This is a genomic window from Halomonas sp. ISL-56 (genome assembly GCF_018612805.1).
Classification (GTDB): Bacteria; Pseudomonadota; Gammaproteobacteria; order Pseudomonadales; family Halomonadaceae; genus Vreelandella.
The window spans coordinates 246,152-271,248 of the sequence record NZ_JAGGRO010000004.1 but is presented as its reverse complement, the minus strand read 5'-3'; the positions used below and the strand labels follow the sequence as shown (position 1 = coordinate 271,248).

Genomic DNA, 25,097 nt, shown 5'->3' with positions numbered 1-25,097 from the left:
CGATGCTAGACCGCGATACACGCCACGCGCTGGAAATGACGCCGTCGCCAGGCGATGGCGAAGATAGCTGGTTAACCAGCTATCTGGATGTATTGACGCTGCTGCTCACGCTCTTTGTATTGCTGCTTTCACTGACGCCTCCGGGCGGCGGTGAAGCCGCTGATACTGCTTTCATGCGCTCGGCCAGCGCGGTATCATCACTGCCGCTAGCGTCACTGGCCACCGGCATTCAGCCCCGCCACGCAGGGGTGAAGCCGCAGTTTGACGGGCTAGATATCCCTGGCGTCAGCGTTTCGCAAGGGAGCGAAGGAGTTACGCTGCGAATTGATACCAGCCTGCTATTCCCTAGCGGCCAAGCGGTATTAACCCCTCAAGGGCGAGGCGTGGTCGAAAGCCTTATCGGTGTGCTGACCAACTTTGACGGTCAGATATCGGTGGAGGGCCATACCGACAGCGTGCCTATTTCAACGGCTCGCTTCCCCTCGAATTGGGAGCTTTCATCAGCGCGGGCTATCGCTGTGGTAAGGCATTTAGAGCGCCAAGGGTTCAATATTTCTCGTATGCGGGCCGTCGGTTATGCCGATACCCAACCCATGGAACCTAACGCAACCGCGGATGGCCGAGCTGCCAACCGGCGCGTAGAGCTGCTGCTAAGACAGCAGGGCGAGGGTGAATAGATTGCGAGGCCACGTTTGTGTCCATGTACCACCCGCGATTGCAGTCGTTTGGTACCCTGCTGGTATTAGATGCTGACTGTCGACGCATCCAAGCGAGTAGCACTAACTTAACCCGTTTAACCGGTGTTGAGCGCCCTGAAAATGGGCAGCTCACCCTCGCCTGTGTGTTGGGGAAACGGCTAAGCCAGCGGATTCGTCGCGAAATGCAGGGGCAGCAGCGGCTTTCCGGCCCGCTAGTGTTTATTCGTTCCAAACACAGCAACGTGCGTTTTCAGCTCCATGCTTACCGGGCAGGTGAGCAGGTTATCGTCGAGATTGAACCACTTAATCCCCAGGGCAGGCGTCGCTTGCTCGGCACCGTCAATGAGCGGCTGATGCGCTTAGCTGAAGCTACCCATCAGGAAGAGTTACTCGACTGCTTGGTTAATGCGATCCAACAGCTTACCGGCCATGATCGCGTCACCGTGTGCCATTTTGATAGTGATTGGCACGGTTTGATGGTCGCTGAAGCGCTGGGCAAGCAGCTGCCCTCGCTGTTGGGCCAGCGTTTTCCCGCCAGCGACTTCCCTATCGCCCTACGCAAAAGTTACCAACACTACCCCGTGCGGTTAATTGAAGACGTTAGCGCGGTGCCTGAAACCTTGATCCCCACCCATCCAGCGAGCCTTAGCGGCAGCCTTTTACGCGCTCCTGCGCCGGAGCGGCAGCGCTATTTAAACCGCTTGGGGGTGCGCGGCTCACTCAGTTTGGCAATGCAGGGAGACACCGGCTTATGGGGGCTAGTGTTTTGCCACTCGGCCGCACCGCATTCTGTTGAGCCCCCCTTACGTGATGCCGTTCGAGCCCTCGTGCAAATGGCCACACAGCGCATGCTGTTGCTGCGGGCGCGCCAAGAAGCCCGCTACCTTCAGCGGGTTCAGGATAGTCTGGTGCTCAGTGCACGGGCGCGTAGCGAGCCGAAAAGCCCCCAGCAGTTACTCCAAGAGCAGGCGGCTATCTGGATGAAGCTGTTTCGCGCCCATGGCGTAGTACTATGGGTGAATGGCGGCGCTTATCAAACAGGCGTGACGCCGACCCCGGAAGCGATTAGCCAGTTTGTGCTGCGTCTGGAAAGAGCCCACGTGCATAGCGGGCCTTGGTACACGCGCGAAATCGGCAAAGAGACGTTGACTTCTTCGCTGGCCATGCCCGAGCAGTGCGGAGCCCTGGCGGTGCCGCTACCGATGAGCTCCACCCAGCGCGCCTGGCTGATATTTTTTCGCCCCGAGCAGGTAGAAACGCTCTATTGGGCGATGCAGCCTACAACCAACCCACAACCGATGGCGCTTATGATCCCTTCGGTTGCTTGGCATGAGGAGGTGGTGGGTAAGAGCGAAGCCTGGCAGCGGGTAGAGCGCTTAGCGGCAGTCGACCTGGGTGAAGACCTGACGCTGGCCATTTCAGCCCATGAAATTAGCTCGCTGAATATGCACTTGGAGCACGAGCGTAAAGCCCTTGCTGAGGCCAACCAGCGGCTGGAGCAATTAGCCCATTTTGATCCACTTACCCAGGTGTGGAACCGGTACCGCATTGAAGAGGCGATTAATGCTGAGCTAGTGGCCGCCAAGCGCTACGCGGCCGGCTTTGCCCTATTACTGTTCGATGTGGATAACTTCAAGCAAATCAATGATGCCCACGGCCATAGCGTGGGTGACGATGTGTTGGTAGCCCTGGCGCGCTTAGTGGAAAACTCGCTGCGTGGCTGCGACCACTTGGGTCGCTGGGGCGGTGAAGAGTTTATTGTGCTGGCGACCCACTCTGATATTGACGCCGCTATTGGTCTGGCCGAGCGGCTGCGCTCGCTGGTCGCAGAGCTGCGTATCGAAGGGCTCGAACAAACGATTACGGTGAGTATCGGAGTCGCCATTTGGCAGGTGGGTGACAGCTGTAAAACCATTATCTCACGAGCTGATGATGCCATGTATCGCGCTAAGCATGGCGGGCGCAACCGCGTTGAAATGGCGTTAGAGCCTGTGGTGTCGATTTAAAAATCCATGCTTTATTGAATGGCTGACCCACGGCTTTCACACTGAGTCTGCATTCGCTTAATCGCCGCGTCGGCGCCTTGCAGGCTAAAGGTCATATACCAAGGCTCGCGGTTTTCCTGGTTGAAGCCGATAAACAACTGCTCGCCCTGGCGCATATCGGCCACCAGGGATTCCAAGTCAGTTAAGTAAAAGTGGGCATAAAATCCGTCATCGCCGCGCTCGGTAATAAATTCCGCCATGGTGTCGATAACGGGCTGCTCATCGATGCGAAGACGCGTGGGCACTAGGTTCACCGTCCGGCTCTCACCCTGCTGCTGCTCAAGGGTGACGCGCATCTCCAGCCAGGGTAAGTCACAAACTCCCGGGGTAGCATTTAGGCTTAGCGTCGCGTCTGAGTAGCTGTGGGTTTCCACCGCTCGGTAGTGGCGTTCGCCCCCCAGCGAGAGCGTCATTGACTGCCAATGGTCGTGGTTGGCCACATCGTCGGTATTAAACGTGGCCGCGCTCGCGGCGGGCGCAGTGACTACCCACATGGTCGCTATCACCATAACGGTTAGCGTCAGCATATAAAGAGATGGGGAGTGAACGCGTGGAGAGCGAATTACTGACATGATCAAAGGCATTTAACTCAACCTGCTTTTATTAACCAAAAAGCCAGTCTATAGCGTGTCGGTGGACGTCAAAAGAGTAACACGCTGATTTTTCTATATATGGTAGAAAAAGTTAAAAAAAGTGCCTCATATGGTGGTGAGGCACGTCTATACTTCACCCCTGTGCCACGTATAATCGCCCCATTTAAGCGCTATATTCACCCCGTTGTGAAGGAGTTTTGCGACATGAGCACCGCTGCTAAGGCTATGAAGACCTCTAATGATGTCCCGATGCAGGCCCCTTCGCGGGAAATCTGGGACGCCAAATACCGTCTTAAAGATCGTCATAGCCAACCCGTCGATCAGGACGTGGGTGCTACCTTTGAACGGGTTGCTCGCGCTCTCGCAGCGGTAGAAGGTGACAAAGCGGAAGAGTGGCTGCCGAAATTCCGTTGGGCGCTGGAAAATGGCGCCATTCCTGCCGGTCGTATTCTCTCCAACGCCGGTGCTGAGGCTTACAAGCCCGCAGTGAGCCTGATCAACTGCACTGTCTCGCGCACGATTCGCGACTCCATGCGCGACATTCTCGACTCGGTGGTCGATGCGGGCATGACGTTGAAATCCGGGGCCGGTATCGGCTACGACTTTTCGACACTGCGCCATAAAGGCGCCTTTGTATTTGGCGCTGGCGCGGGCACTAACGGCCCGCTGGCGTTTATGGATATCTACGACAAGATGTGTTTCACCGTGGCCTCTGCTGGTGGCCGTCGTGGCGCCCAGATGGGTACCTTTGATGTGGGCCACCCGGACGTGCGCGAGTTTATCCAGGCTAAGCGCGAAGCGGGGCGCCTGCGTCAGTTCAACCTTAGCCTGCTGATCACCGATGAATTTATGGAAGCGGTCAAGAACAACACTGATTGGCCGCTGGCTTTTCCGTTGCATCCTGGTGAGAAAGAGGACGTGAATGCGCAAGACTTGCTCTATCGTGACTGGCCGGTGGTTGAAGAGGGCTACACGGTCGATGCGGAGGGCCGCGTTGCCTGCCGTATTGTTGAAGTGATTAAAGCGCGGGAGTTGTGGGATACCATCATGTCCTCCACCTATGACTACGCCGAACCAGGTTTTATCCTGATCGACCAAGTGAACCGCATGAACAATAACTGGTTCTGCGAAGATATCCGCGCCACTAACCCCTGTGGCGAGCAACCCCTGCCGCCGGAAGGCGCCTGTTTGCTTGGCTCTATCAATCTAACCAAGTTTGTGATCGACCCTTTTGGAGAAGAGCCGCGCTTCGACTGGGAGCGCTATCGTAAAGTAGTGGCGATCTTCACCCGCATGCTTGACAACGTGGTCGAGATTGCTGGCCTGCCGCTGCCCCAACAGCAGCGTGAAATCGAAGCCAAGCGCCGCCACGGCATGGGATTCCTGGGCTTAGGCTCAACGCTCACCATGCTCAAGATCCCTTACGGTTCCAAACAGTCGCTGGTGTTCACCGATGAAGTCAGCCGCCATTTAGCCATTGAGGGCTGGAAACAGGCGTTGGAGCTTTCTCAAGAGAAGGGTATGGCGCCGGTGCTCGAACAGGAGCACACCATTACCCCCAAAATGCTCCGTGAACGGCCTCAGTTGGCCAAAGATGGCTACGAAGTGGGCGATCAAGTGCCAGGGCGCATTCTGCATGCCCGTTACAGCCAGTATATGGCCCAAGTGGCCGAGCTTGAGCCGGAGCTGGTAGCGCAACTGGCCGAGCACGGCGCGCGCTTTACCCACCACAGCTCAATTGCGCCGACCGGCACCATCAGTCTGTCGATGGGTAACAACGCCTCCAACGGCATTGAGCCGTCGTTCTCGCACCGCTACTTCCGCAATATTATCCAGTCGGGTAAAAAGACTAAAGAGCAGGTCGAAGTGGTGTCGTTTGAGCTGGCCGCCTACCGTCACTTTATCGCCGCAGAGGCGGTAGAAAGCGACTTGCCTGACTATTTTGTCACCGCCGATGCGATCTCGCCTGAGCAACATGTGGCGGTTCAGGCCGCTGCCCAGCACTGGGTCGATTCGGCGATCTCGAAAACGGTTAACGTGCCTACCGATTTCCCCTTTGAGCAGTTTCAGGGGCTCTATTTACAGGCCTACGAAAGCCGTTTAAAAGGCTGCACGACCTTCCGCTTTAATCCCGAAGCCTTCCAGGGTGTGCTGGTGCGTGAAGATGACCTTAAAAACACCACCTACGTATTTGAGCTGGAAAACGGTGAAACGCTAGAGCTAAACGGCAACGAGACGGTGATTTATGACGGTGAAGAGCATAACGCTGCCAACTTGTTTGATGGCTTAAAAGAGGGCACCTACGGCAAATGGTGATGCCGCGCTAAGCGCCTTTATTCACTAACGCACACCTTTGCTAAACGGAGAGATATCCAAATGGCTGTTGAAATTACCTCGAAAATTGTTGGCTACCGTATCAAGCAGCATGAGCAGGCCGCCCCCGCTCCTGAGCTCCAGGATGAAGACCCGCTGACGGTGCGTATTCCTTCCCGTCCGGAAGGCACTTTAGAAGCGGTGTCTGAAAAGATCTCCTACGTAGGTGCGGAGGGGCGCAAGAAAGTCTATCTGCTGGTGTCGTTTATGCCGGTGGAAGGTGTGATTGGCGGCAAGCGCGTGGTGATTGAGCGCCCGGTAGAGTTCTTTTTTCCGTCAGGGCAGCTATCCAGCGAGCACCAGTGGATAACCGCGACCATGCGTAGCCTCTCGCTGGCGGCTCGTGGTGGTTACGTTACCCAGGCGGTGGCGGATCTACGCAAAGTGGCTTGGGACAAAGGCCTGGTGCGCTGTGGCATGAACCGCTGGAACAAGCCGATGTTCCACGATTCGGAAGTAGCGGCGATTGCCTGGTCGATCCAGCAAATTCTCTATCGCCGCGGCTTTCTGGATCGGGACGGTAACCAAGTGCCGGTTGAACAGTTGGTGGAGCGCTATGCTCACCGTATGCAGCATGGCCATGCATGGCAGCCGGAAGAGAGCGTAGAAGCGGATTCAGTCGAACAGGGGGCAGTTGAACCGATTGGTGGAGCAGGAGCCACGGAAAAAAAGCCTGAAGGCAGTGGCCCCGCCACGGTGGGTAACTGCCCCGAGTGCCGCGGCGAGCTGATCATGATGGATGGCTGCCCGACCTGCTATGCCGGCTGCGGTTGGTCGAAGTGTGGTTAGTTTTTAGTCTGGATCGCCTAGCAATGGTCTGACGTTGTCGGTGAGGTAGCAATCATCGAACTCACCTTCGGCAGATAGCGCCTGTAAGTCTGGGATGGTGACATGGTGTCGATCGCGAAATACCAGTCCGTCTTCACTAAGCGCAGTAAAGGTGCGGCTTACGTGCACCGGGCTTAGCCCCAGTACATCGGCTAACTGCTCCTGTGAGAGCGGCAGGCGGAACTGGTTGCTAATATTGGGGTTGGTTTGACGCAGCCGCAGATACATCTCGTAAAGATAATGCGCCATTTTCTGGCGGGCACTACGCCTTGCTAAATTGACCAACCGCTCGGTCATAAGCGCCTGCTGACGACTACTGATGGCAAACATTATTGATGTTAGGGGCAATGACTGGCGGAATATGTCCAGCATGCGTTTATGGGGAAAGTGGCATACCACACCGTCATCAATCATGCGCACATTCTCAAGCCGCTGAGAGAAGGCAAACTCGCGCAACCCGATGATATCGCCTGGCAAAAAGACTTCGAGAATTTGTCTGTCGCCATTTTCCATGTGACGGTAAGAGTAAGCCCAGCCGCTTTTCAGCGTGCAAAACTCTTTGGCCACGTCACCCATCTCCCAGAGTAGTGAGCCTGACTTAATGTTAGAAGGGCTCTCTTCAAGCGAGAGGAGTAAATTTTTCTCCTCTTCAGACAACGAGCAGTAGTGGCTGAAGTGCTTGATAATACAGCTATTTTCTTCATTCATGACGTATCCCTTTAGCAGAGGGTTGCATAATACTGCTAACTATAATCTGCTCGACACTATAAACAATGTGGCCATCTACTGCGTTGCCCAAAGGTACCAACTAGCATGGCTATTTAGTCTGGGGTGAGCGCTGCTCACCCCTCGAAAACCAGCGTCAACGCTTCGTTGCACGCTTGCCTCGCGCGAGCAGCGGCGCTAAGAAGCGGCCGGTATGCGAAACGTCCTGTTTGGCGAGCTGTTCCGGCGTGCCCTCGGCGATGATCTGCCCGCCACCTGAACCCCCTTCGGGGCCAAGATCGACAATCCAGTCGGCGGTTTTAATCACATCCAGGTTGTGTTCAATCACCACAATGGTGTTGCCGTGGTCGCGCAGGCGGTGAAGTACCGTCAGTAGTTGGCGAATATCCTCAAAGTGCAGACCGGTAGTGGGCTCATCCAGGATATACAGTGTTTTGCCGGTATCGCGCTTGGCCAATTCGCGGGCGAGCTTAACCCGCTGCGCTTCACCGCCGGAGAGGGTGGTGGCGCTCTGCCCCAGGCGAATATAGGAAAGCCCCACATCCAGCAAGGTTTGCAGGCGACGGGCGATGGCAGGCACTGGGCTAAAGAATTCCAGCGCGTCTTCTACCGTCATGGCCAGCACTTCGTGGATCGTTTTACCCTTGTAGTGGATATCCAGGGTTTCGCGGTTGTAGCGCTTGCCTTTACACACGTCGCAGGGCACGTAGATATCGGGCAGGAAGTGCATCTCTACCTTGATCATGCCCTCGCCCTGGCACGCCTCACAACGCCCGCCTTTGACGTTAAAGCTAAAGCGGCCGGGTTTATAGCCCCGTGAACGCGCTTCTTGGGTGCCTGCAAACAGCTCGCGAATGGGGGTGAAAATACCCGTGTAGGTGGCCGGATTGGAGCGCGGCGTGCGGCCAATCGGGCTTTGATCAATATCGATGACTTTATCGAGCTGGTCGAGCCCTTCTATCTTCTCATAGGGCGCGGCGGTTAGCGTCGTGGCGCGGTTTAATTCGCGCGCGGCAATCGGCATCAAGGTGCCGTTGATCAACGTCGATTTACCCGAGCCGGACACCCCGGTGATGGCGATAAACAGCCCTAGTGGCAGGCTCAGCGTTACGTTCTGCAGGTTGTTGCCGGTAGCCCCACGCACTATCAGCTGCTTTTCTGGATTGCCAGGAATGCGGTAGGGCGGTACGGCGATTTCCCGGGTACCGGAGAGATACTGGCCGGTCAGCGAATTGGGGTTGTCCATCACGTCCTGAGGCGTGCCTTGGGCGACAATCTCACCCCCGTGAACGCCGGCACCGGGGCCGATATCCAGCACGTGATCCGCGGCGCGAATGGCGTCTTCGTCGTGCTCGACCACAATCACGGTATTGCCCAAATCGCGCAGCCGCTCGAGGGTTTTCAGTAGTCGGTCATTGTCGCGCTGGTGTAAGCCAATAGACGGCTCATCGAGAATATACATCACCCCAACAAGGCCCGCGCCAATCTGGCTGGCTAAGCGGATACGCTGGGCTTCACCGCCGGAAAGGGTGTCGGCGCTGCGCTCCAGATTGAGATAGTCCAGCCCCACATTGACCAGAAACTCTAGCCGGGCGTGGATCTCGTGAACGATTTTATCGGCAATTTCGCCTTTGCGCCCCGGCAGGCTTAGATCGGCAAAGTAGCGCCAGGCATCGCCAATCGGGAAACGCACAATCTCGGCGATGTTATGGTCATCGACATAAACATGGCGCGACTCTTTGCGCAGCCGCGAGCCGTTACAGGTGGCGCAGGGCTGAACGGCGATGTATTTGACCAGGTCATCGCGCACCATGTTGGACTCGGTTTCCCGATAGCGACGCTGCATATTGGGCAGCACGCCCTCGAAGGTGTGTTCGCGGGTTACCTTGCGACCCCGGTCGCCCACGTAGACAAACGGAATCTGCTCATTGCCGCTACCGTTGAGGATAACCTCCTGCTGGTGGCGGGCGAGCTCATGCCAGGGCGTTTCTAGCTCAAAGCCATAGTGCTTGGCCAGCGCCTGGAGCTGGGTAAAGTAGTAGATATTGCGCCGATCCCAGCCTTTGATGACGCCTTCGGCCAGCGATAGCTCCGGGTGGCTGATCAGTTTGTCCGGGTCGAAGTACTGCTGTACGCCCAGCCCGTCGCAGGTGGGGCAGGCGCCCGCCGGGTTATTGAACGAGAACATGCGCGGCTCAAGTTCCGCCAGCGAGTAGCCGCACACCGGGCAGGCAAAGCGTGACGAGAAGGCAATATCGTCGCGCTCACCGTCCATAAAGTGAATCATGGCGGTGCCGTCGGCGAGGTTCAACGCGGTTTCAAAGGACTCCGCCAAGCGTTGGGCGAGATCATCACGAACTTTGAAACGGTCGACCACCACGCTGATATCGTGCTTTTTGCGCTTATCCAGCGGAGCGATGTCGTCGAGCTCCAGCACCTGGCCATCGACCAGGGCGCGCACAAAGCCCTGGGCCCGTAGCTCGGCTAATAGCTGTAAGTGCTCGCCTTTGCGGCCTTTGACCACCGGCGCCAGCAGCATCAACTTGGTGCCTTCGGCAAGGTTCATGACCTGATCGACCATCTGCGAAATGGTCTGGGCCTCTAGGTCTTCGCCGTGTTCCGGGCAGCGGGGTGTGCCTGCGCGGGCGAACAGCAGGCGCAGGTAGTCGTAAATTTCGGTGATGGTGCCCACGGTTGAGCGTGGGTTGTGGGAGGTGGACTTCTGCTCAATGGAAATCGCAGGCGAAAGCCCTTCGATATGATCCACATCGGGCTTTTCCATCATTGACAAGAACTGGCGCGCATAGGTGGAGAGCGATTCCACATAGCGGCGTTGCCCCTCGGCGTAAAGGGTGTCGAACGCTAATGACGACTTACCCGAGCCGGAGAGGCCGGTAATCACAATCAGCTTGTTACGGGGCAGTTCCACATCGATCTGCTTGAGGTTGTGGGTGCGGGCACCCCTGACCAGAATGCTGTCCATCAACACCTCGAATCGCGCGGCAAAAGCGTGATTATACGTTTGTCTGCACCCTCCCGGCAAAACAGCTTTCATAACCCAAGATAACCTGCGGCAACTCGCGACGTTTCCAGCGCCAGCTCAAACCGCTAGAATAGCCGATTGTCTAAGTCCACACTGATTCACCCCATGTTTAACCACCATATAAAAGGGCATTATGCGTAAGGTTTCCGCACTATTGCTGGCCTCTGAACGTCGTGCGATCAGTGGTTTGGCCGGGCTATATGCGTCGCGCATGCTGGGCCTGTTTATGGTGCTGCCGGTGTTAGCGCTGTATGCCGATACCCTTGAGGGTTCAACCCCACTATTAGTGGGCGTGGCGCTGGGTGTTTATGGGTTAACCCAGGCAACGCTGCAAATTCCGTTTGGGTTACTCTCTGACCGCATTGGCCGTAAGCGGGTAATTGCCATGGGGCTGGTGATATTTGCCCTCGGCAGTGTGGTCGCGGCGCTCTCCGATACCATTATGGGCATTATTGCTGGGCGGGCGCTGCAGGGCGGCGGTGCCGTGGCCGCGGCGATCATGGCGCTGCTGGCGGATCAAACCCGTGAGGAAGTGCGCACCGCCGCCATGGCGACCATTGGCCTCTCTATTGGCGTTTCGTTTGCCATTGCCATGGTGCTAGGGCCATGGCTTGCCGCCTGGGCGGGGCTTGCCGGTGTGTTTTGGTTTACCGCACTGCTCACGCTTGTAGGCCTCCTGGTGTTATGGCGCTGGGTGCCCGCTGCGCCGCGGCGGCGACGCCACCGCGATGTGGGCATGGATCGTCAGCAGTTTAAAAGTGTCATCACCCGCCCCGATTTATGGCGGCTGGATATGTCGATTTTTGCCCTGCACTTAGTGTTGATGGCGATATTTGTCGCGGTACCTTTTCGCCTGCTAAACGCCGGTGTGGCGATTGAGTATCACGGGCTGGCATATCTTGGCATTATGGCGTTATCGTTTGTGGCCATGGTGCCGCTGATTATCGTCGCCGAGAAGCAGCAGCGCATGCGCTTGATGTGCCTGATGGCAATTGGCGCTATTGTGCTGAGTTTGGCGGGGCTAGGGTTACCTCTCTCGCCAAGCTACTGGCTGTTTGTATGGCTGTTTGTGTTTTTCACCGGCTTTAACTTGCTGGAAGCGACGCTACCTTCCATGCTCAGTAAGCTGGCCCCGGCGGGGGCGAAAGGTACCGCCATGGGGGTCTACTCCACCAGCCAGTTTTTAGGCGCTTTTTTAGGCGGTACATTAGGCGGCTTGTTGGCGCATTATGGCGGCCTCAACGCGGTCTTTATTGGCTGTGCCGGGCTGGCGCTATGCTGGTGGATTGCCATGTGGCGGATGCCAGCACCGCCACCGCTCTCCAGCGAAGTGGTAGCGCTGCACGAGACCCAGGCAGACGCGCTTGACCTGCTGATGGAACATTTGGCCGATGTGGTCGGCGTCGAAGACGTCATGGTGGTGCCGGAAGAGCGTTTGGTCTATTTGAAGGTCAACCGACAGCAGCTCGATCAGGCGGCGCTGAATAGACTGATGGCACCCCCAAAATCTTAATCCAGCCGTGGCGATGAAGTGTGACGACGGTTGGCAATAAACTCTACTAGGCAGCTATTAAAGGAGCGTCTTATGGCTCGCGGCATTAACAAGGTCATTTTGATTGGCAACCTCGGGCAGGATCCAGAGGTGCGTTTCACCCCCAGCGGTACCGCCGTGGCCAACCTAAACCTGGCCACCACCGATACCTGGATGGATCGTCAAAGCGGCCAGCGCCAAGAGCGCACCGAATGGCATCGTGTGGTGATGTTTAATAAAACCGCCGAAATCGCCCAGCAGTACCTGAAAAAAGGCTCTAAAGTCTATATCGAGGGGCGCCTGCAAACCCGCAAGTGGCAGGATCAGAACGGCCAGGATCGCTACTCGACAGAAATTGTCGCCAACGACATGCAGATGCTGGATGGTCGCAGCGGTGATTACCAGGGCGGCGGCGCGCCACAAAATAGCTATCCTCAGAACGCCCCTCAAAACGCTCCTCAGAATGCTCCCCAGCCTGCACCGGCTCCACCTCATCAGGGCGGTGGGTATCCTCAGCAGGGTGGTGCCCCCCAGGGCGGTAATAACTACCCCGGCGGGCAGAACCCTCAGCAGTCACCTCGTCCCGCTCAGCCAGCGCCGCAGCAGGGCAATCAAGCACCACCGCCGAACCAGCAGAACAGCAGCTACGGTGCCCCGGATCCGGGTAATTTCGACGACTTCGACGATGAAATCCCGTTCTAAGTCGCAGCGTGCCAAAACGCTTAACTAGATAACAATATAGCCCGCTAAAAAGCGGGCTATATTGCACTAGCGGTCTAGCCACAGTGATTAGAACAGCTGTTCACTCGTGAATGGCTCTTGAACCCCCATGACGCTCAGGGCATCTTCCCCAGCATCAACGTTGAGCGCTGAGGGCTGGCTCTCTTCTTGCTCAATAATCAGTGCTTGAAGATCCATCGAGCCACCATTAAAAGTTAGCCGCACCACTTGCTCGCCTTCCTGCAAGTTAAGTGTCACTTCCGGCCCTTGGACATAGTTCTTCCAATCACCGCTATTGGGCACGCTAAGCGGGGAGGCTTGCGCGTAGAACACGCCATCTTTCTCAGCGGCAACGGTTATGCTGCGACCAGACCAAGGTGTCGCGGTAATAAACGAGAAGGTGTGTTCGCCAGCTTCAGCGACATCGACGGTGTACTCTACCCACTCATTATTAGCGATCCAACCGATAGCCTCACCGTTGCCAACGATATCCACACCCTCGCCGCGAATGCTGGCGTTACCCAGTTGCGCTTCGCTGCTGTCGCTATAAGCTATGCCAGCGCCACCCTGGTCGTAGTTGACGGCGTCGAGAAACAGGCCGTCGTCGTCAATCAACCAGGGGGTGCCCTCCTCGTTAAAGGCTTGCTGTACGTTCTCACGTTCAAGGGTGAACGATTGGAAGTCCATCAAGTCGCTGCCCGCTGACCCGTTGAAGGTTAACCGCAGGGTCTGCTCCCCGGCCTGTAAGTCGAGCAACATACCGTCACTGGCAACAGGGTTGCTCCAGGAGCCAGTATTGGGCAGCGGCAGTGAGTTGGCTTGCAGATAAAACGCCCCATCTTTTTCGACGGCGGCAGTGATGGTGACATCGCTTGAGGGAGTCGAAGCGAGGAACGACAGGCTGTAAGTGCCGGATTGGGCCACGTCGATGGTGTACTCAACCCATTCTCCAGCATCAACCCAGCCGATCGCTGTGCCATTACCGACGATATCAACGCCGCCTTCACGGAAATTGCTACCTTCTTGCTGAGGATCGCTATCGCTGTAAGAGATGCCTTCACCGCCGACATCAAATAGTGCGGCATCCAGCGTGAAGCTGTCGCCCACCTCCCAGGGGGTTCCACTGTCATTAAAGGGTGTTTGGTTGTCGGTAGTCGTGATAGGGGCGAGTGAGAACGAGGCCAGATCCTGGGAGCCGCCGTTGAAGGTTAAACGCAGCACTTGAACACCGGCTTCCAGATCAACCTGCACGCTGTCGGTAGGTACAAAGGTTGTCCAACTGCCGCTAAAGCCCACGCTGACCGGTGAGGTGGTGGTGTAGGGGCTATCCCCTTGGGCAAATGACGCGGTGATGGAGCGCGCAGCGCCACCGGTACTGCCTAGTGCCGAGAGAAATGACAGCTCGTAAGTGCCTGCCTGAGCAACATTAATCGTGTACTCAACCCACTCATTATTCTCGATCCAGCCGATGGCCGACCCGTTACCGACAATATCCACGCCGTCGCCGCGGAAGTTGCTGCCCTCCTGGTTTTCGCTGCTGTCGTTGTAGGCAATATCCTGGCCGCCGGTATCGTAGTTGACGGCCGCCAGCACCAGCCCGTCGTTCTCCACCAGCCAGGGTATTTGGTTGGTGTTAAAGGGCTGTTGCTCATCCTCCTCTCCCAGGTCAATGGCCTCGAAACTGAACGACTGCAGATCAAGCTGGCCACCGTTGAAGGTTAGCCGCAATACCTGCTCACCTGCTTCAAGATCGAACGTCAGTGGGCCCACCGTTTGGAAGCTAGTGAAACTACCGGTGTTAGGCAAATTGACCGAGGAACTGCCTTGGAAGCTGCCGCCTTGCTCAAAAGCAGCGGTGATGGATTTGCCGCTTGACACCGCAGAGGTGAGGAAACTCAGCGCATAGGTGCCCGCTGTTTCGACATTGAGTGTGTACTCGACCCACTCGCCATTGGCGATGTAGCCCAGCGCCTCGGTGCCGTTGGAGATATCCACCGCTTCGTCAGAGCGGAAGGCCGCGCCTTGGTGGGCAGTCGTTGTGTCGTTATAGGCCACCCCTTGCCCGCCGTTATCGAACAGTTTGGCTTCCAGCGTTAATCCATTTGCCCCCAGCGCCCATGGTGTTTTGGTGGCATTGTAGGCGGTCTGCTGATCCGGCTCCACAGGTGTGTCCCCATCAAGAAAGTTGGGGATGCCATCGCCATCGCTGTCGTCATAAATATCCACACGGCCGTTGCCATCGGCATCCTCGACCCCGGTGGGGTCATAGGGCTGGACGTTCTCGACCAGGAAGATATTGTCGTTGTAATCGTAGTTCACCCCCGCGTAGTCCTGAATCACAATATAGGTATTGGGGATAACGTTGCCTTCGGCGTCCTTAGCTATATAAACACGAATCAGGTGGCCGTCGTTTTCGTCCCAGTTGAGATTGGCACCTGGGCTGCCGATGGCATCAATCGTGTCCTCGTAGAGGTTGGCGTCGGGGTCAGACCAGGAGATGTAGCCTTGGCGGCCGGTAATATTCGCGAAGAAGCCGAAGGGCGCATCGCGATTTAGGGTAGTGGTGGTTAGTAAGTCGCCACTATTGAGCGCCCGCGGCAGCAGCGTCTGACCGTCCTGCTCGTCGTGGGCCAATATCTCGTCGCGAGCACGGCTATCCACATCGTGAATAAATAGCCGCGCTACGTCGCCCTGGGTGTGATACGCCGCCAATTGGGTAATCTTGATTGGCGTGCTGCCATCGGCACGCTGGAAGTAAGGTGACAGGATTTCATCCCCGTTGGCCTCCACCAGCCCGCCTTTATTCATCTGACCTTCAGCCACATTGGTCGAGAAACCAAAGGCGTCGACGATCTCTTGGACTAGCGGCTCCTGGCCACTTTCCGACTGGCCCTGGGCAAGCCCTGCCAGTTGGATCACTTTCTGCCCCTCGTCTCCGTCGTTGGAGTTAATGATCAGCGTTGACTCATATAGCGTGGCGTCGTTGAAATCCTCGGCAATAAAGCGAACCGTGACATTCAACGATCCACCGACAGGAATCACCAGGTTCTCTGTCGCTCCGACGATTTCAAACAGCGACGGGTCGGCGACCACAAGGCTGCTGATCTCCAGATTGGCGAAGCCATCGTTGGTGATGGTAAAGGTCGATTCATCATGGAATACCTGGTTGGCGTTGGCAGGGTTCTGGATTCGGCTCATCACCAGGCGGTCATCCGACGGTACGCCATCCAGGTTGGTGACCGTTATCTCACCGCCGGAAACCGGTGAGATCCCTTCGATGACAAACATATTATCGTTGTAATCGTAGTTAATGCCGGTGTAATCCATGATGCCCAGGTAGGTATTGGGGATCACGCTGCCGTTAGCATTCAGCGCCTGGAAGACCCGCACGGTATAGCCGCGCTCAATGCCTTCTGCACCCGCTGGGACGGTGCCTCCCCCAGCAGGATTGAGCGATGGATCGGTGGAGAGATTAGCGACTTCAATGCCAAAGATGTCGTTACCGATCCAGCTATCGGGGATCTGTTCGCGGGTAAACGTGGCGGTCGCAAACTGGCCGTTAGACTTGATCGGCAGTAGCGACTGGTTGTTATTGCCCGCGTGGTTGGAAAGTATAATGTCCTGATTTTTATTGCCGGGATTATGAATACCCAACGTGGCCCCCCCGTCGCCATGGTAGGCCGCCAGCTGGGTAATGGTGGCCGATTCAAAGCCATCGGCGATCTTCCAGTAGCGTGACATAACCTCGTCATCGTTGATGGGACGGTAGAGGTCAAAGTCATTGAGCACCGAGTTCTCGCCACCGCCCACGGTAGTGAGCCCCTCGATCACGTTGCCGAAACCGAAGACTTCCCAGACTTCGTTAACGTTGGGCTCCCAGCCGCCTTCATCGCGCGCTTGCCAGAAACCGGCCAGGTGCACCTCGGCTAAGGGGGTGTCCGCGTCGTTGGTGACCAGGCGCAGCATGCCCTCAAATACACCGTCACCGGCATCGTTAGCTGGCGGCGTATAGGCCGCGCGGTCAAACAGCACCTGCACGTCAATCGACTCACCCGCTGCTAGGCTCAGGCCATCAAAGATGGTGGGATTGACGAGAGTGAAGGGGCCATCAAGATCCGCGTCGATAATGACCAGGGTGTTGGTACCGGTATTACTGATGGTGACCGTGGCATCTTCCTTATAGTCACGGTTAGGGTTAGAGGCGCTATTGTTCTCCAGATAGCTAAAGTGCAGGCGGTCAGAGAAGTAGGCGGCATCATTACTTTGGATACCGATATCCGCATCGGGGTCGCCGGGGGCGGGCGAGATATCGAGATAGTCGATTTCATTAACGCCATCCGCGGAGGAAACAACCCGCAGGTTGTAGTTTACCCCCGCCTGCAGTTCGATATAAGCAGACCGCTCACCGGCCTCGCCAACGCCGGGGAAGCTCATATCATCAAAGGGCTGTCCATTGAGTAGCAGCGTTAGCTCACCGCCATTCGGTGCGCCTGCGTTGGCCGCAAGGTCAAGTTTGTAGGCGCCGTCTTGATTGACTGTGAAGTAGAAGTCGGCGGTACGCTCATTAACCGCCCGGGCGCTGTCGCCGCTTTCCAGCTCAATACGGCCACTGCCATCAATGTCGGCGTAGATGGGCTCGAAGGTATCCAGCGGGGTATCTGCGATGCGCAACAGGTCGACGTTGGGACCATTGGCATCCGGCGCCGTGACGGTAATCGTATTGCTACCTGCGCCCAGAGTTAATGAGCTGGATTGGAAGAACCAGTTATTCTCGGCGGCGTTACTCTGGCCTGGAAAATTAAGTGTCCCAATCGCCACCCCATTGACCGCGACGACCATAGGGCGGTCGGCCTTAGTGGCCGCCAGGGCATAGCGGAAGCCAACGTCGTAGGTGCCTGCTTCGCCGACCACCACTGTCCAGGTAATACTCTGATCACCGGTGCCGTTGAAATCAACAAACCCCTCTCCTGAGGCGTTGCGGTCATCCACGCTGTTGGTGACCACCACCGGACCATCAAGCTGGGCATTTTCAGCCTCGTAGTCGGTGTAGCCTGGCGATGTGTCTTCGGGAGCCTGCAGAATCTCCAACTGGTCGATATTGGGGCCGGTATTATTGACGGCCTGGAAGCGTACCGTATTGAGGCCTGAGACCAGCGCCGCAGGAATATCCAGCGTTTGCCACTCGTTCCAAGCAGCGTCGCCGGTAATACCTGTTGGCGGGCTGAAACCGAAGGTGCCTACGCTAACGTTATTAACGAACACTTCCAGTGGGCGGTTCACCGTGTCGCCGTTGCCGTAGCGGACTCGCAGCACTGAATCACCCGCATCGGCGCCTGAGAGCTCGAAGCTGAAAGTGATAAAGTCATTGTTGGTGCTGCCAAAATCGACATACCCTCCCAGTACGCCATCATTATCGTTGTTGTTGCCATCCAGACCGAAGGCGCCGGGGCGCACGCCGGTTGGCTGGTTAGGTTCAGGGTTTGCAGTGGTGCGAATCTGAATCTCCGCGCCACCTCCTTGGGCAATCGATACACTGGTGCCGTCGTTGGGGGTATTGTCTTCGGCCTGGATAGTGAGTAGCGAAACAAGCTCTTCCGGCTCTTCTGGGTCAACGATTACGCCTCCCGGCGCGGGGTCGAGGCGAATGATCTGGCTCTGGCCGTTATTGCGGTTCAACGTTAGCAGGTAGAGCTGGCCGGTGGCGGGGTTCTCGATAATATCCAGCGGGTCTATATAGGTGATGACGTTGCCATTAACATTGCGCAGCACTTCATCACCCACGACATTCCCCGCGGCATCGAGTGTTATGGAGCGTATATCGTCACCGCCGGAGTATTCGGTGAACAGCACGCTACCCTGCAGGTTGCCGCCGAACACACCGCTGGTGTACTCGGTCACACCGTTGGGCGAGCGGTTCTCGCCTAGCGAATAGACGCCCTCAATATCGTAATTGGGGTCAGGCTGTTGGCCGACCGGATAGTTACCCACTTGGTTGGCATCGTTGCCAGGGGTTGGGTTACCGCCATTAAGAATAAATTCATCGCGCAGGGGGTTGGGATGGCCGTAATAGCCGCCTTCCTTGACTGTAAACAGGTAGTCGTCTTGTTTTTCGACGTTACCTACGTATTCATTTTGCGGCGTTGAAGGGTCATCCGGTACATTGCCGCCTGCCGCCGAACCGTTGGTGGGTACGTAGAGGTTGCCATTGGAGTGCCAGACCAAGTCGTAGGCGTTGCGCACGCCGGTAGCAAAAATCTTGACCACGGCGTCTTCGGTGAAGGGGTCATAATAGCTCTCGATCAAGTCTCCATTGGAGTTCTCTACCGTCGCGGTACCGTTGGCCGCGAAGACCAGGAAACGGTCATTGCCCATGGCTATCGGGTCTGCCTTAAAATCAACGCCATCATCGTCGGTAAAACGGCGGTTGAAACCATCTCCAGGCAAGGGCTCGGTGGTTACATCAAAGCCACCTGCTGGCGCTTCGCGGGTTGGATCTATTTCCATGACAGCGGCGCTGAGCAGACGCTCAGGACGGTTACCCCAAGCACTATCGGGTGCCCCCATCGCCGAGTTCGACCCTTGCAGCAGGTAGAGCAAGTGGCTCGGTACGTCTGGGTTGGTGTTGGCATCAAATTCGGGGTTGACGCGGAATTCGAGGCTATTGGTAACGTGGTCGCCGTTGGAGCGCGGCAGTCCGGTGATATAGGCTTCAGCCGTGGCGCTAAAGGCATCCCCTTCATCCAGAGTGATCTTGGAAATGCGCCCACTGAAATCGGGCACCCCGTTATCGCGTCCTGACAGCGGAATCGGGAAGTTATCGCTGACCCATAAAACGTTCGGGTCGGTAGGGTCGAAGGTCAGGCCAATAATCCCCCGCGGCCCTGCTGAATCCCCCGCAAAGTAGTCGAGCGCCAATACTTGCTCGTTGGAGAGTGCCCCGGTTTGTGGGTTAACGTCGTAACGCTTGATCTCGCCCAGCATATTCGAGACGTACATCTTGCTGCCATCCGGGGATAGCTCCAGCGAGGTGAACTGGTAGGCGTTGTCGGCTGCGCCATTGAGCTCAATGACATCGTTGAACGCCACTTCTCTCGGCACAATTTCAGAGGCTTCGCCGGTGACGAAGGTGTTGGTGAACTTCTGAAACTCCCGGGTTGGCGCGTTAGGATCGTCGTTGGCGCCACGATCCTGGAAGCCTTCGATGACCAGGGTGTAGCTGGTGAACTCTTTGAGCATGCCGTTGGGCGAAATGGTCAACGAATCGAAGCCGCCGGTGGTGTTGACGTTGAGCGTGACTTCTTCGCCACTGATGGTTTCAAATAGCCGTACGGAGCCATCGCCCAGACTTTCGAGCAGGGCGCCGCCACGGCCATCGACCACCGAGATACCGACAAAAATATCTGAGTCGGGGTCAACCCCAGTGGGGGCTGTGCCATCTTCGGGGTCAAGCTCGACGCGAATCTCGTTTGCACCCACTCCGGCAATCGCGCGAGGATCGGTGAAGAAAGCGTAATCCTGCGGCGCCGCGCGGTCATCATCCGGGGTGAGGTCGGGAAGCGACTGGATCTCGATATACTGGATCTCGGTGTTATCGCCAAGACCAATCGAATCCAGGGTCAGGCGACCATCGGTGACCTGTACCACGCGGGTGACCAGCTCGGAGCGGAAGCCGTCGGTGTCGTTGCTGGGGTTGTTGTCCGCTGGAAAATCATCCGGCCGGAAGGGCGTAAAGGGGGTGTTGAATTGCTCTCCTTCGGCGTTGATCAGATTGACGCTGTCGTAAGGCCCCGAGGTATCGCCGATAGAAATCGTTACCTCGTAGTAGCCGTCGTCCAGTTCCATTTCCCATCCGGCGCGTACATAGCCTTCTGCGGGCTGGTCGAAGTGGGCGTAAGTGCCCTGGCGAGGATCAAGCCCGGCAATATCGTCGGTACGATCGTTAACAGCGACACCAGAGAGGGTGTTGATCGCCATCGGTATCGTGCCGTTTTCGGTACCATCGGCGATAGAGGCCTCAGTGACCCAGCCGTACTGGTAAACTTGGCCATCGATCACAACGGATTGGTCGCCAAACGCTAAGCCGGTATCGGCGATATAGCCCTCGGGGGTGGCAAAACCATCGGGCTCGAAGTTGATCTTGACGGCAAAGCGCTCACCCGGTTCAACGAAGGGGGGCTCCACTTCACCCTCACGGCTAACACTCAGGCTGTCGATATTGGGGCCAGCGTTACCGACATTCTCAAGTCGTATGGTGTTGTTCCCCGGCATCAGTTCCAGCTCAATGGTGGCGTCTTGCCAGCTCACCCAGCCGTCGTTGCCAGCCCCAGTGATGGGGAAGGCCAGCTCGCCCTGGGATTGGCCATCCACCAGGATGGTCATCGGACGGCTAGCACCGGCGCCATCACCGTTGGCATAGCGTACGCTCAGGGTATAAGTGCCCGCCTCTTCGACGGCAACTGCAAAGAAGGCCGCATCGCCGGCTTCGCCCCCCATATCGAGGTAGCCGCTGCCGGTGAAACCATCCCATAGCCCGTCCGGGCCAGCGGCTGCATTGGTTTCGGGATTGCTAGCATCGCGAACCACTGTGTCCGGGGTAGGCTCATCATCATCGATGGTGAGCGCTTCGCCCTGAATCTCAAACAGGAAGGGCTCGGTGGGTGTTTCACCGCCGTCGTCCTGCTGGTAGTTGAAGATAATCTGATCGATATTGGGGCCGTTGTTGACACCGCCATCGGCCACTGCCGGTATGGCAAATGAGACGCTGTTGGGGCCAGCTTGAAGCTCCATCTCCACTTCAAGCTCAAGCCAGCTATCCCATGGGTCGTTGACGCCATCATTAAATGCCGGCGGGAAAGCCGCTTGGGGAGCAGGCGTTCCATTGATCATTAGGTCAAGGGGGCGGGGCCCTGCGCTACCGTTGGCGTAACGAATTACCGCGGTGTAGGTGCCGGCCACCTCGGTTTCAACGTTGAAGATAACTTCGTCGCCGGGGTTTGTGCCAAAGTCCATATAGGCATCACCGACGGCTCCTTCGCGGTAATTAGTGAAGGCATCGAGATTATTAGGATCTACCACCCGAGTGAAATCGGCATTGGAGGGCACGCCACTATCATTGACGGTGACCAGGGAAGCATCCTCTGCCTGGATAACGATGGGCGCGACAGTGTCTGGAACGGCGTCATCTTCGCTTACGCTACCGCTGGCCGTCGCGGCGGTGCTGTCGATGGCGAAACTGTCACCGATGGCGCCGATAAGGGCGACCGTGACGGTTTCGCTACCGTTATCTTCGTCGTCGTTGGCGACATCAACCGCTAGGGCGGCGGCACCGTCGATAAAGGTGACCGTGCGAGTGTCGGCAACGCCATTAATTTCCAGGGTAAGCTCCACATCACCGCTAAAAGCGTTTGAGGCGCTTAGGGCAAAGCTCAGCGTAGTGACGCCCTCGTCGCCACTCTCTATCATCGGGTCGGCATCGGCGATGCCCAGCAGAATAGTTGGCTCCGGCTCCACGCTGCCCGTGGGCACAAACTCGATATAGTCGATGCGGGCATACTCCAGCGCCGCCGAGCTGGCGCTGAGCGACAGGGTAGCGCCATCGCCCACGGTCATATCGGTAAAGGTAACGGTGCGGAAGTTTTGCGGCTGAACGCCGTTGCCGCTGCTAGCATCGTCATCGAAGATCCAATTGCCACTGAAGCTCTCGCCATTGGCGTCACTGATACTCAGTTGGGCAGTGCTTTCGCCATCGCTCTCGTCGATATAGCCGACGATGACGGTATAGTTGCCGGCCGCCACTTTGCCGTCCAGCGCATAGCTGGCGGTGCCTGTGCTGCTGCCGGGTAAGCGAATAGCTTGGCCGCCATCGGCGGCGGCGATGTTCTCGATGGTGAAGGTGGTAGCGCTGTCGAAGTCTTCTGCCTGTAGGCGGATGGGGTCTGCTGGGACAACGACGTCTTCGTCATCCTCACTCACGCTGCCTGTGGCTGTCGCGGCGGCGCTGTTGATAGCAAAGCTATCCCCGGTGGCGCCGATAAGGGCGACCGTGACGGTTTCGCTACCGTTATCTTCGTCGTCGTTGGTGACATCAACCGCCAGGGTAGCGACCCCGCCAGCAAAAGTGACCGTGCGCGTCTCGGCAACGCCGTCAATGTCTAAGGCGAGTGCCACGTCACCGCTAAAGGCATTCGAGGCGCTCAACGCAAAGCTCAGCGTGGTGACACCCACATCGCCACTTTCCACCACGGTGGCTGCATCGGCGATACCTAGCAGGATGGTGGGTTCCGGCTCAGGATCTGGGTCGACACTGCCGGTGGGCACAAACTCGATATAGTCGATGCGTGCATACTCCAGCGCCGTCGAGATGGCGCTGAGCGACAGGGTAGCGCCATCGCCCACGGTCACATCGGTAAAGGTAACGGTGCGGAAGTTTTGCGGCTGAACGCCGTTGCCGCTGCTAGCATCGTCGTCGAAGATCCAATTGCCACTGAAGCTCTCGCCATTGGCGTCACTGATACTCAGTTGGGCAGTGCTTTCGCCATCGCTTTCGTCGATATAGCCGACGATGACGGTATAGGTGCCGGCCGCCACTTTGCCATCCAGCGCATAGCTGGCGTTGCCCGCGCTGCTGCCGGGTAGACGGATTGCCTGACCGCCATCGGCGGCGGCGATGTTCTCGATGGTGAAGGTGGTGGCGCTGTCGAAGTCTTCTGCCTGTAAGCGAATGGGGTCGACGGGAATGGGTGGGGGGGTAACGCTATCTTCGACATCGCCCACTGCAATTAAGAAGGTATCGCTGACGCTCGCACCCGCCGGGTCGGTGGCAGTGACCTCAAGGCTAACGGAAGTGGTTGTTTCAAAATCAAGGCTAGTGCCACTTTTCAGGCGCAATACGCCACTGGTATCTACCTCGAAGCGTTCGTCGCTGACAGTAAAACTATGGGTGTCGTCATCCTGGTCTTCCACAATGAGTTGACCAATAACGGCGCCTTGCTGGTTTTCCAGTACGCTGTCGTTATCCAGCAGCAGGACGGTGGGTGGAGAAGGTTCTGCTGCCACCAATGCCATCTCAATTTTATCGATATTGGGGCCGTTGGCGCGGCCGCCCAGCCGCAGTAAGTTTTCCCCAGCGGCTAGCGTGAACTCGAGTGTTTCGGTCGTCCAACCTTCCCATTCAGAGGCCGCGGGCGTGCTAGTCGCCACGCCATTGGGCAGGTCATTGAGGTCATCGGGCATATAAAGGGCGGGCGTCGTTTTTGCAAATGCAAAGGTGCCAATGGCGGTTAAGTCACTGCCTTCTACAAGCGACAGGTCGAGCGGTCGGTCGGTGGAACCGGCGTACGTGACGGTCATGGAGTAGGTGCCAGCGGCGGGGGCTTGATAAACGAATTCCCCATAGGCATTTGCATTGTTAAGTGCCCAATCCAGGTAGCTGGCGCCTTCGGCGCCCACCCGAAAAGTATCATTGAGATCAACAATATTTGCCGTAGTCACCGGGCGGTTGGTAGTGGTTCCCGCCGTGGACAATATCGGTGTTGGCGACAAAATTAGCTCTTCACCCTGGATGACCTGACTGCCTAGCGCGGGCTTACGGATCTCAAGGTAGTCAATATTGGGGCCGCTGATGCCATTAGAGGTAAAGCTGACACTGTTTGCTCCCTCCTGGAGCTGCACGATCACACTGCGTTCAGCGAAAGTAGTGAAGTCGCTGGCATTATTATTGCCTTCGGGGCTAGTACTGCGTAGGTCAAACATGCGATCAACTAGCTGATCATTCACTTCCAGTCGCAGTGGGCGGTTACGCTCGCTGGCGACAGCATCGTTGTTACGGCTTAAGGCATAGCTCACCGCCAGTTCATATTCTCCCGCTTCTGGGACATCAACATTGAAGGTAAGGGTCTCACCACTTGGCCCGACAAAATCGGCATAGGCGTTGCCATCGGCATTAACGGCATTGGGCTCGCCGATAGCGGACGTGGTCACGCCGCCCGTCATAACAGCATAATTGCCATCACCATCGGTATTATCAGTATCTTCCGCCTGAATACGGATAGGTGTGAATACGGCGGGTACGGAAATGCTATCGGTAACTTCAAACGCCACGGCCTCACTACCAGATTCGATAGCATTGCCCGCATCATCTAATGCAGTGATGATTAACTGGATAGCCCCATTGGTAAAGTTAGGGAGATCTTCAAAGATAAAAGGTGGCGTCGTGCTGGCTAATGTTACGGGCTCTCCCTCATCATAAATAATGGTCAGTTCGATTGCTTTAGTAAGGTAAAGCGGATCAAGGGCGTCATTGATAATAGGAATGATGCGAATAGCACTGTTTTCTATCTCATTTGCAGTCACTGTTTGTGCGTTGTTTAAGCCACGCTGAACTTCACCCGTTGTTGCATTGATCCAAGTAATAGAGAACATAGGACACCCCTGCGATGTATGTGCTAATTGCAGGCAACGCCTGACGAATTAGGTTTTATTGGTATGGAGAAGGTGCTGCGCATCTAATTCCCTTAAACTACGCATGGCCATGCTTTGTAA

The 25,097-nt window shown here is 56.8% G+C and carries 10 protein-coding genes; 6 read left to right on the top strand and 4 right to left on the bottom strand.

Going from position 1 to position 25,097, the window contains the following annotated elements; translation table 11 throughout:
* Nucleotides 1-2 precede the first annotated feature (2 nt).
* Both J7J49_RS03350 and J7J49_RS03345 read left to right on the top strand, forming a co-directional pair.
* Nucleotides 3-677 carry an OmpA/MotB family protein gene (locus J7J49_RS03350; protein ID WP_215090131.1) on the top strand — a complete coding sequence of 225 codons (675 nt, stop codon included), beginning with the start codon at nucleotides 3-5 and terminating at the stop codon, nucleotides 675-677.
* A gap of 23 nt (nucleotides 678-700) precedes the next feature.
* Nucleotides 701-2,704 (top strand): sensor domain-containing diguanylate cyclase, encoded by a 2,004-nt coding sequence (locus tag J7J49_RS03345; RefSeq protein WP_251048111.1) that lies wholly within the window; start codon nucleotides 701-703, stop codon nucleotides 2,702-2,704.
* Between the two features lie 11 nt (nucleotides 2,705-2,715).
* Here J7J49_RS03345 and J7J49_RS03340 read toward each other — a convergent pair whose 3' ends face one another.
* On the bottom strand, nucleotides 2,716-3,270 hold the full coding sequence (locus J7J49_RS03340; protein WP_502793502.1) for a hypothetical protein: 555 nt from the start codon (nucleotides 3,268-3,270) through the stop codon (nucleotides 2,716-2,718).
* Nucleotides 3,271-3,540: 270 nt separating this feature from the next.
* Between J7J49_RS03340 and J7J49_RS03335 the strand changes: the two genes are divergently transcribed.
* Nucleotides 3,541-5,652 carry an adenosylcobalamin-dependent ribonucleoside-diphosphate reductase gene (locus J7J49_RS03335; RefSeq protein WP_215090124.1) on the top strand — a complete coding sequence of 704 codons (2,112 nt, stop codon included), beginning with the start codon at nucleotides 3,541-3,543 and terminating at the stop codon, nucleotides 5,650-5,652.
* A 60-nt stretch (nucleotides 5,653-5,712) separates the two neighbouring features.
* Nucleotides 5,713-6,498 carry a ribonucleoside-diphosphate reductase gene (locus J7J49_RS03330; protein WP_215090122.1) on the top strand — a complete coding sequence of 262 codons (786 nt, stop codon included), beginning with the start codon at nucleotides 5,713-5,715 and terminating at the stop codon, nucleotides 6,496-6,498.
* Between the two features lie 3 nt (nucleotides 6,499-6,501).
* Here the strand turns inward: J7J49_RS03330 and J7J49_RS03325 are convergent, their stop codons facing one another.
* Both J7J49_RS03325 and uvrA read right to left on the bottom strand, forming a co-directional pair.
* On the bottom strand, nucleotides 6,502-7,245 hold the full coding sequence (locus J7J49_RS03325) for a Crp/Fnr family transcriptional regulator (RefSeq protein WP_215090120.1): 744 nt from the start codon (nucleotides 7,243-7,245) through the stop codon (nucleotides 6,502-6,504).
* A gap of 154 nt (nucleotides 7,246-7,399) precedes the next feature.
* The gene (gene uvrA, locus J7J49_RS03320; protein WP_215090118.1) at nucleotides 7,400-10,246 is read right to left on the bottom strand and encodes an excinuclease ABC subunit UvrA; all 2,847 of its coding nucleotides are present in this window, start codon (nucleotides 10,244-10,246) and stop codon (nucleotides 7,400-7,402) included.
* A 193-nt stretch (nucleotides 10,247-10,439) separates the two neighbouring features.
* On the opposite strand from uvrA, the gene J7J49_RS03315 reads away from it, so the two are divergent.
* On the top strand, nucleotides 10,440-11,819 hold the full coding sequence (locus tag J7J49_RS03315) for an MFS transporter (protein WP_215090116.1): 1,380 nt from the start codon (nucleotides 10,440-10,442) through the stop codon (nucleotides 11,817-11,819).
* A gap of 72 nt (nucleotides 11,820-11,891) precedes the next feature.
* A complete protein-coding gene (locus J7J49_RS03310; RefSeq protein ID WP_215090114.1) occupies nucleotides 11,892-12,539 on the top strand; it encodes a single-stranded DNA-binding protein in 648 nt (215 codons plus the stop codon).
* Between the two features lie 87 nt (nucleotides 12,540-12,626).
* Here the strand turns inward: J7J49_RS03310 and J7J49_RS03305 are convergent, their stop codons facing one another.
* Complete coding sequence (locus tag J7J49_RS03305) at nucleotides 12,627-24,977, bottom strand: carbohydrate-binding protein (protein WP_215090112.1); 12,351 nt, start codon at nucleotides 24,975-24,977, stop codon at nucleotides 12,627-12,629.
* Nucleotides 24,978-25,097: the final 120 nt, after the last annotated feature.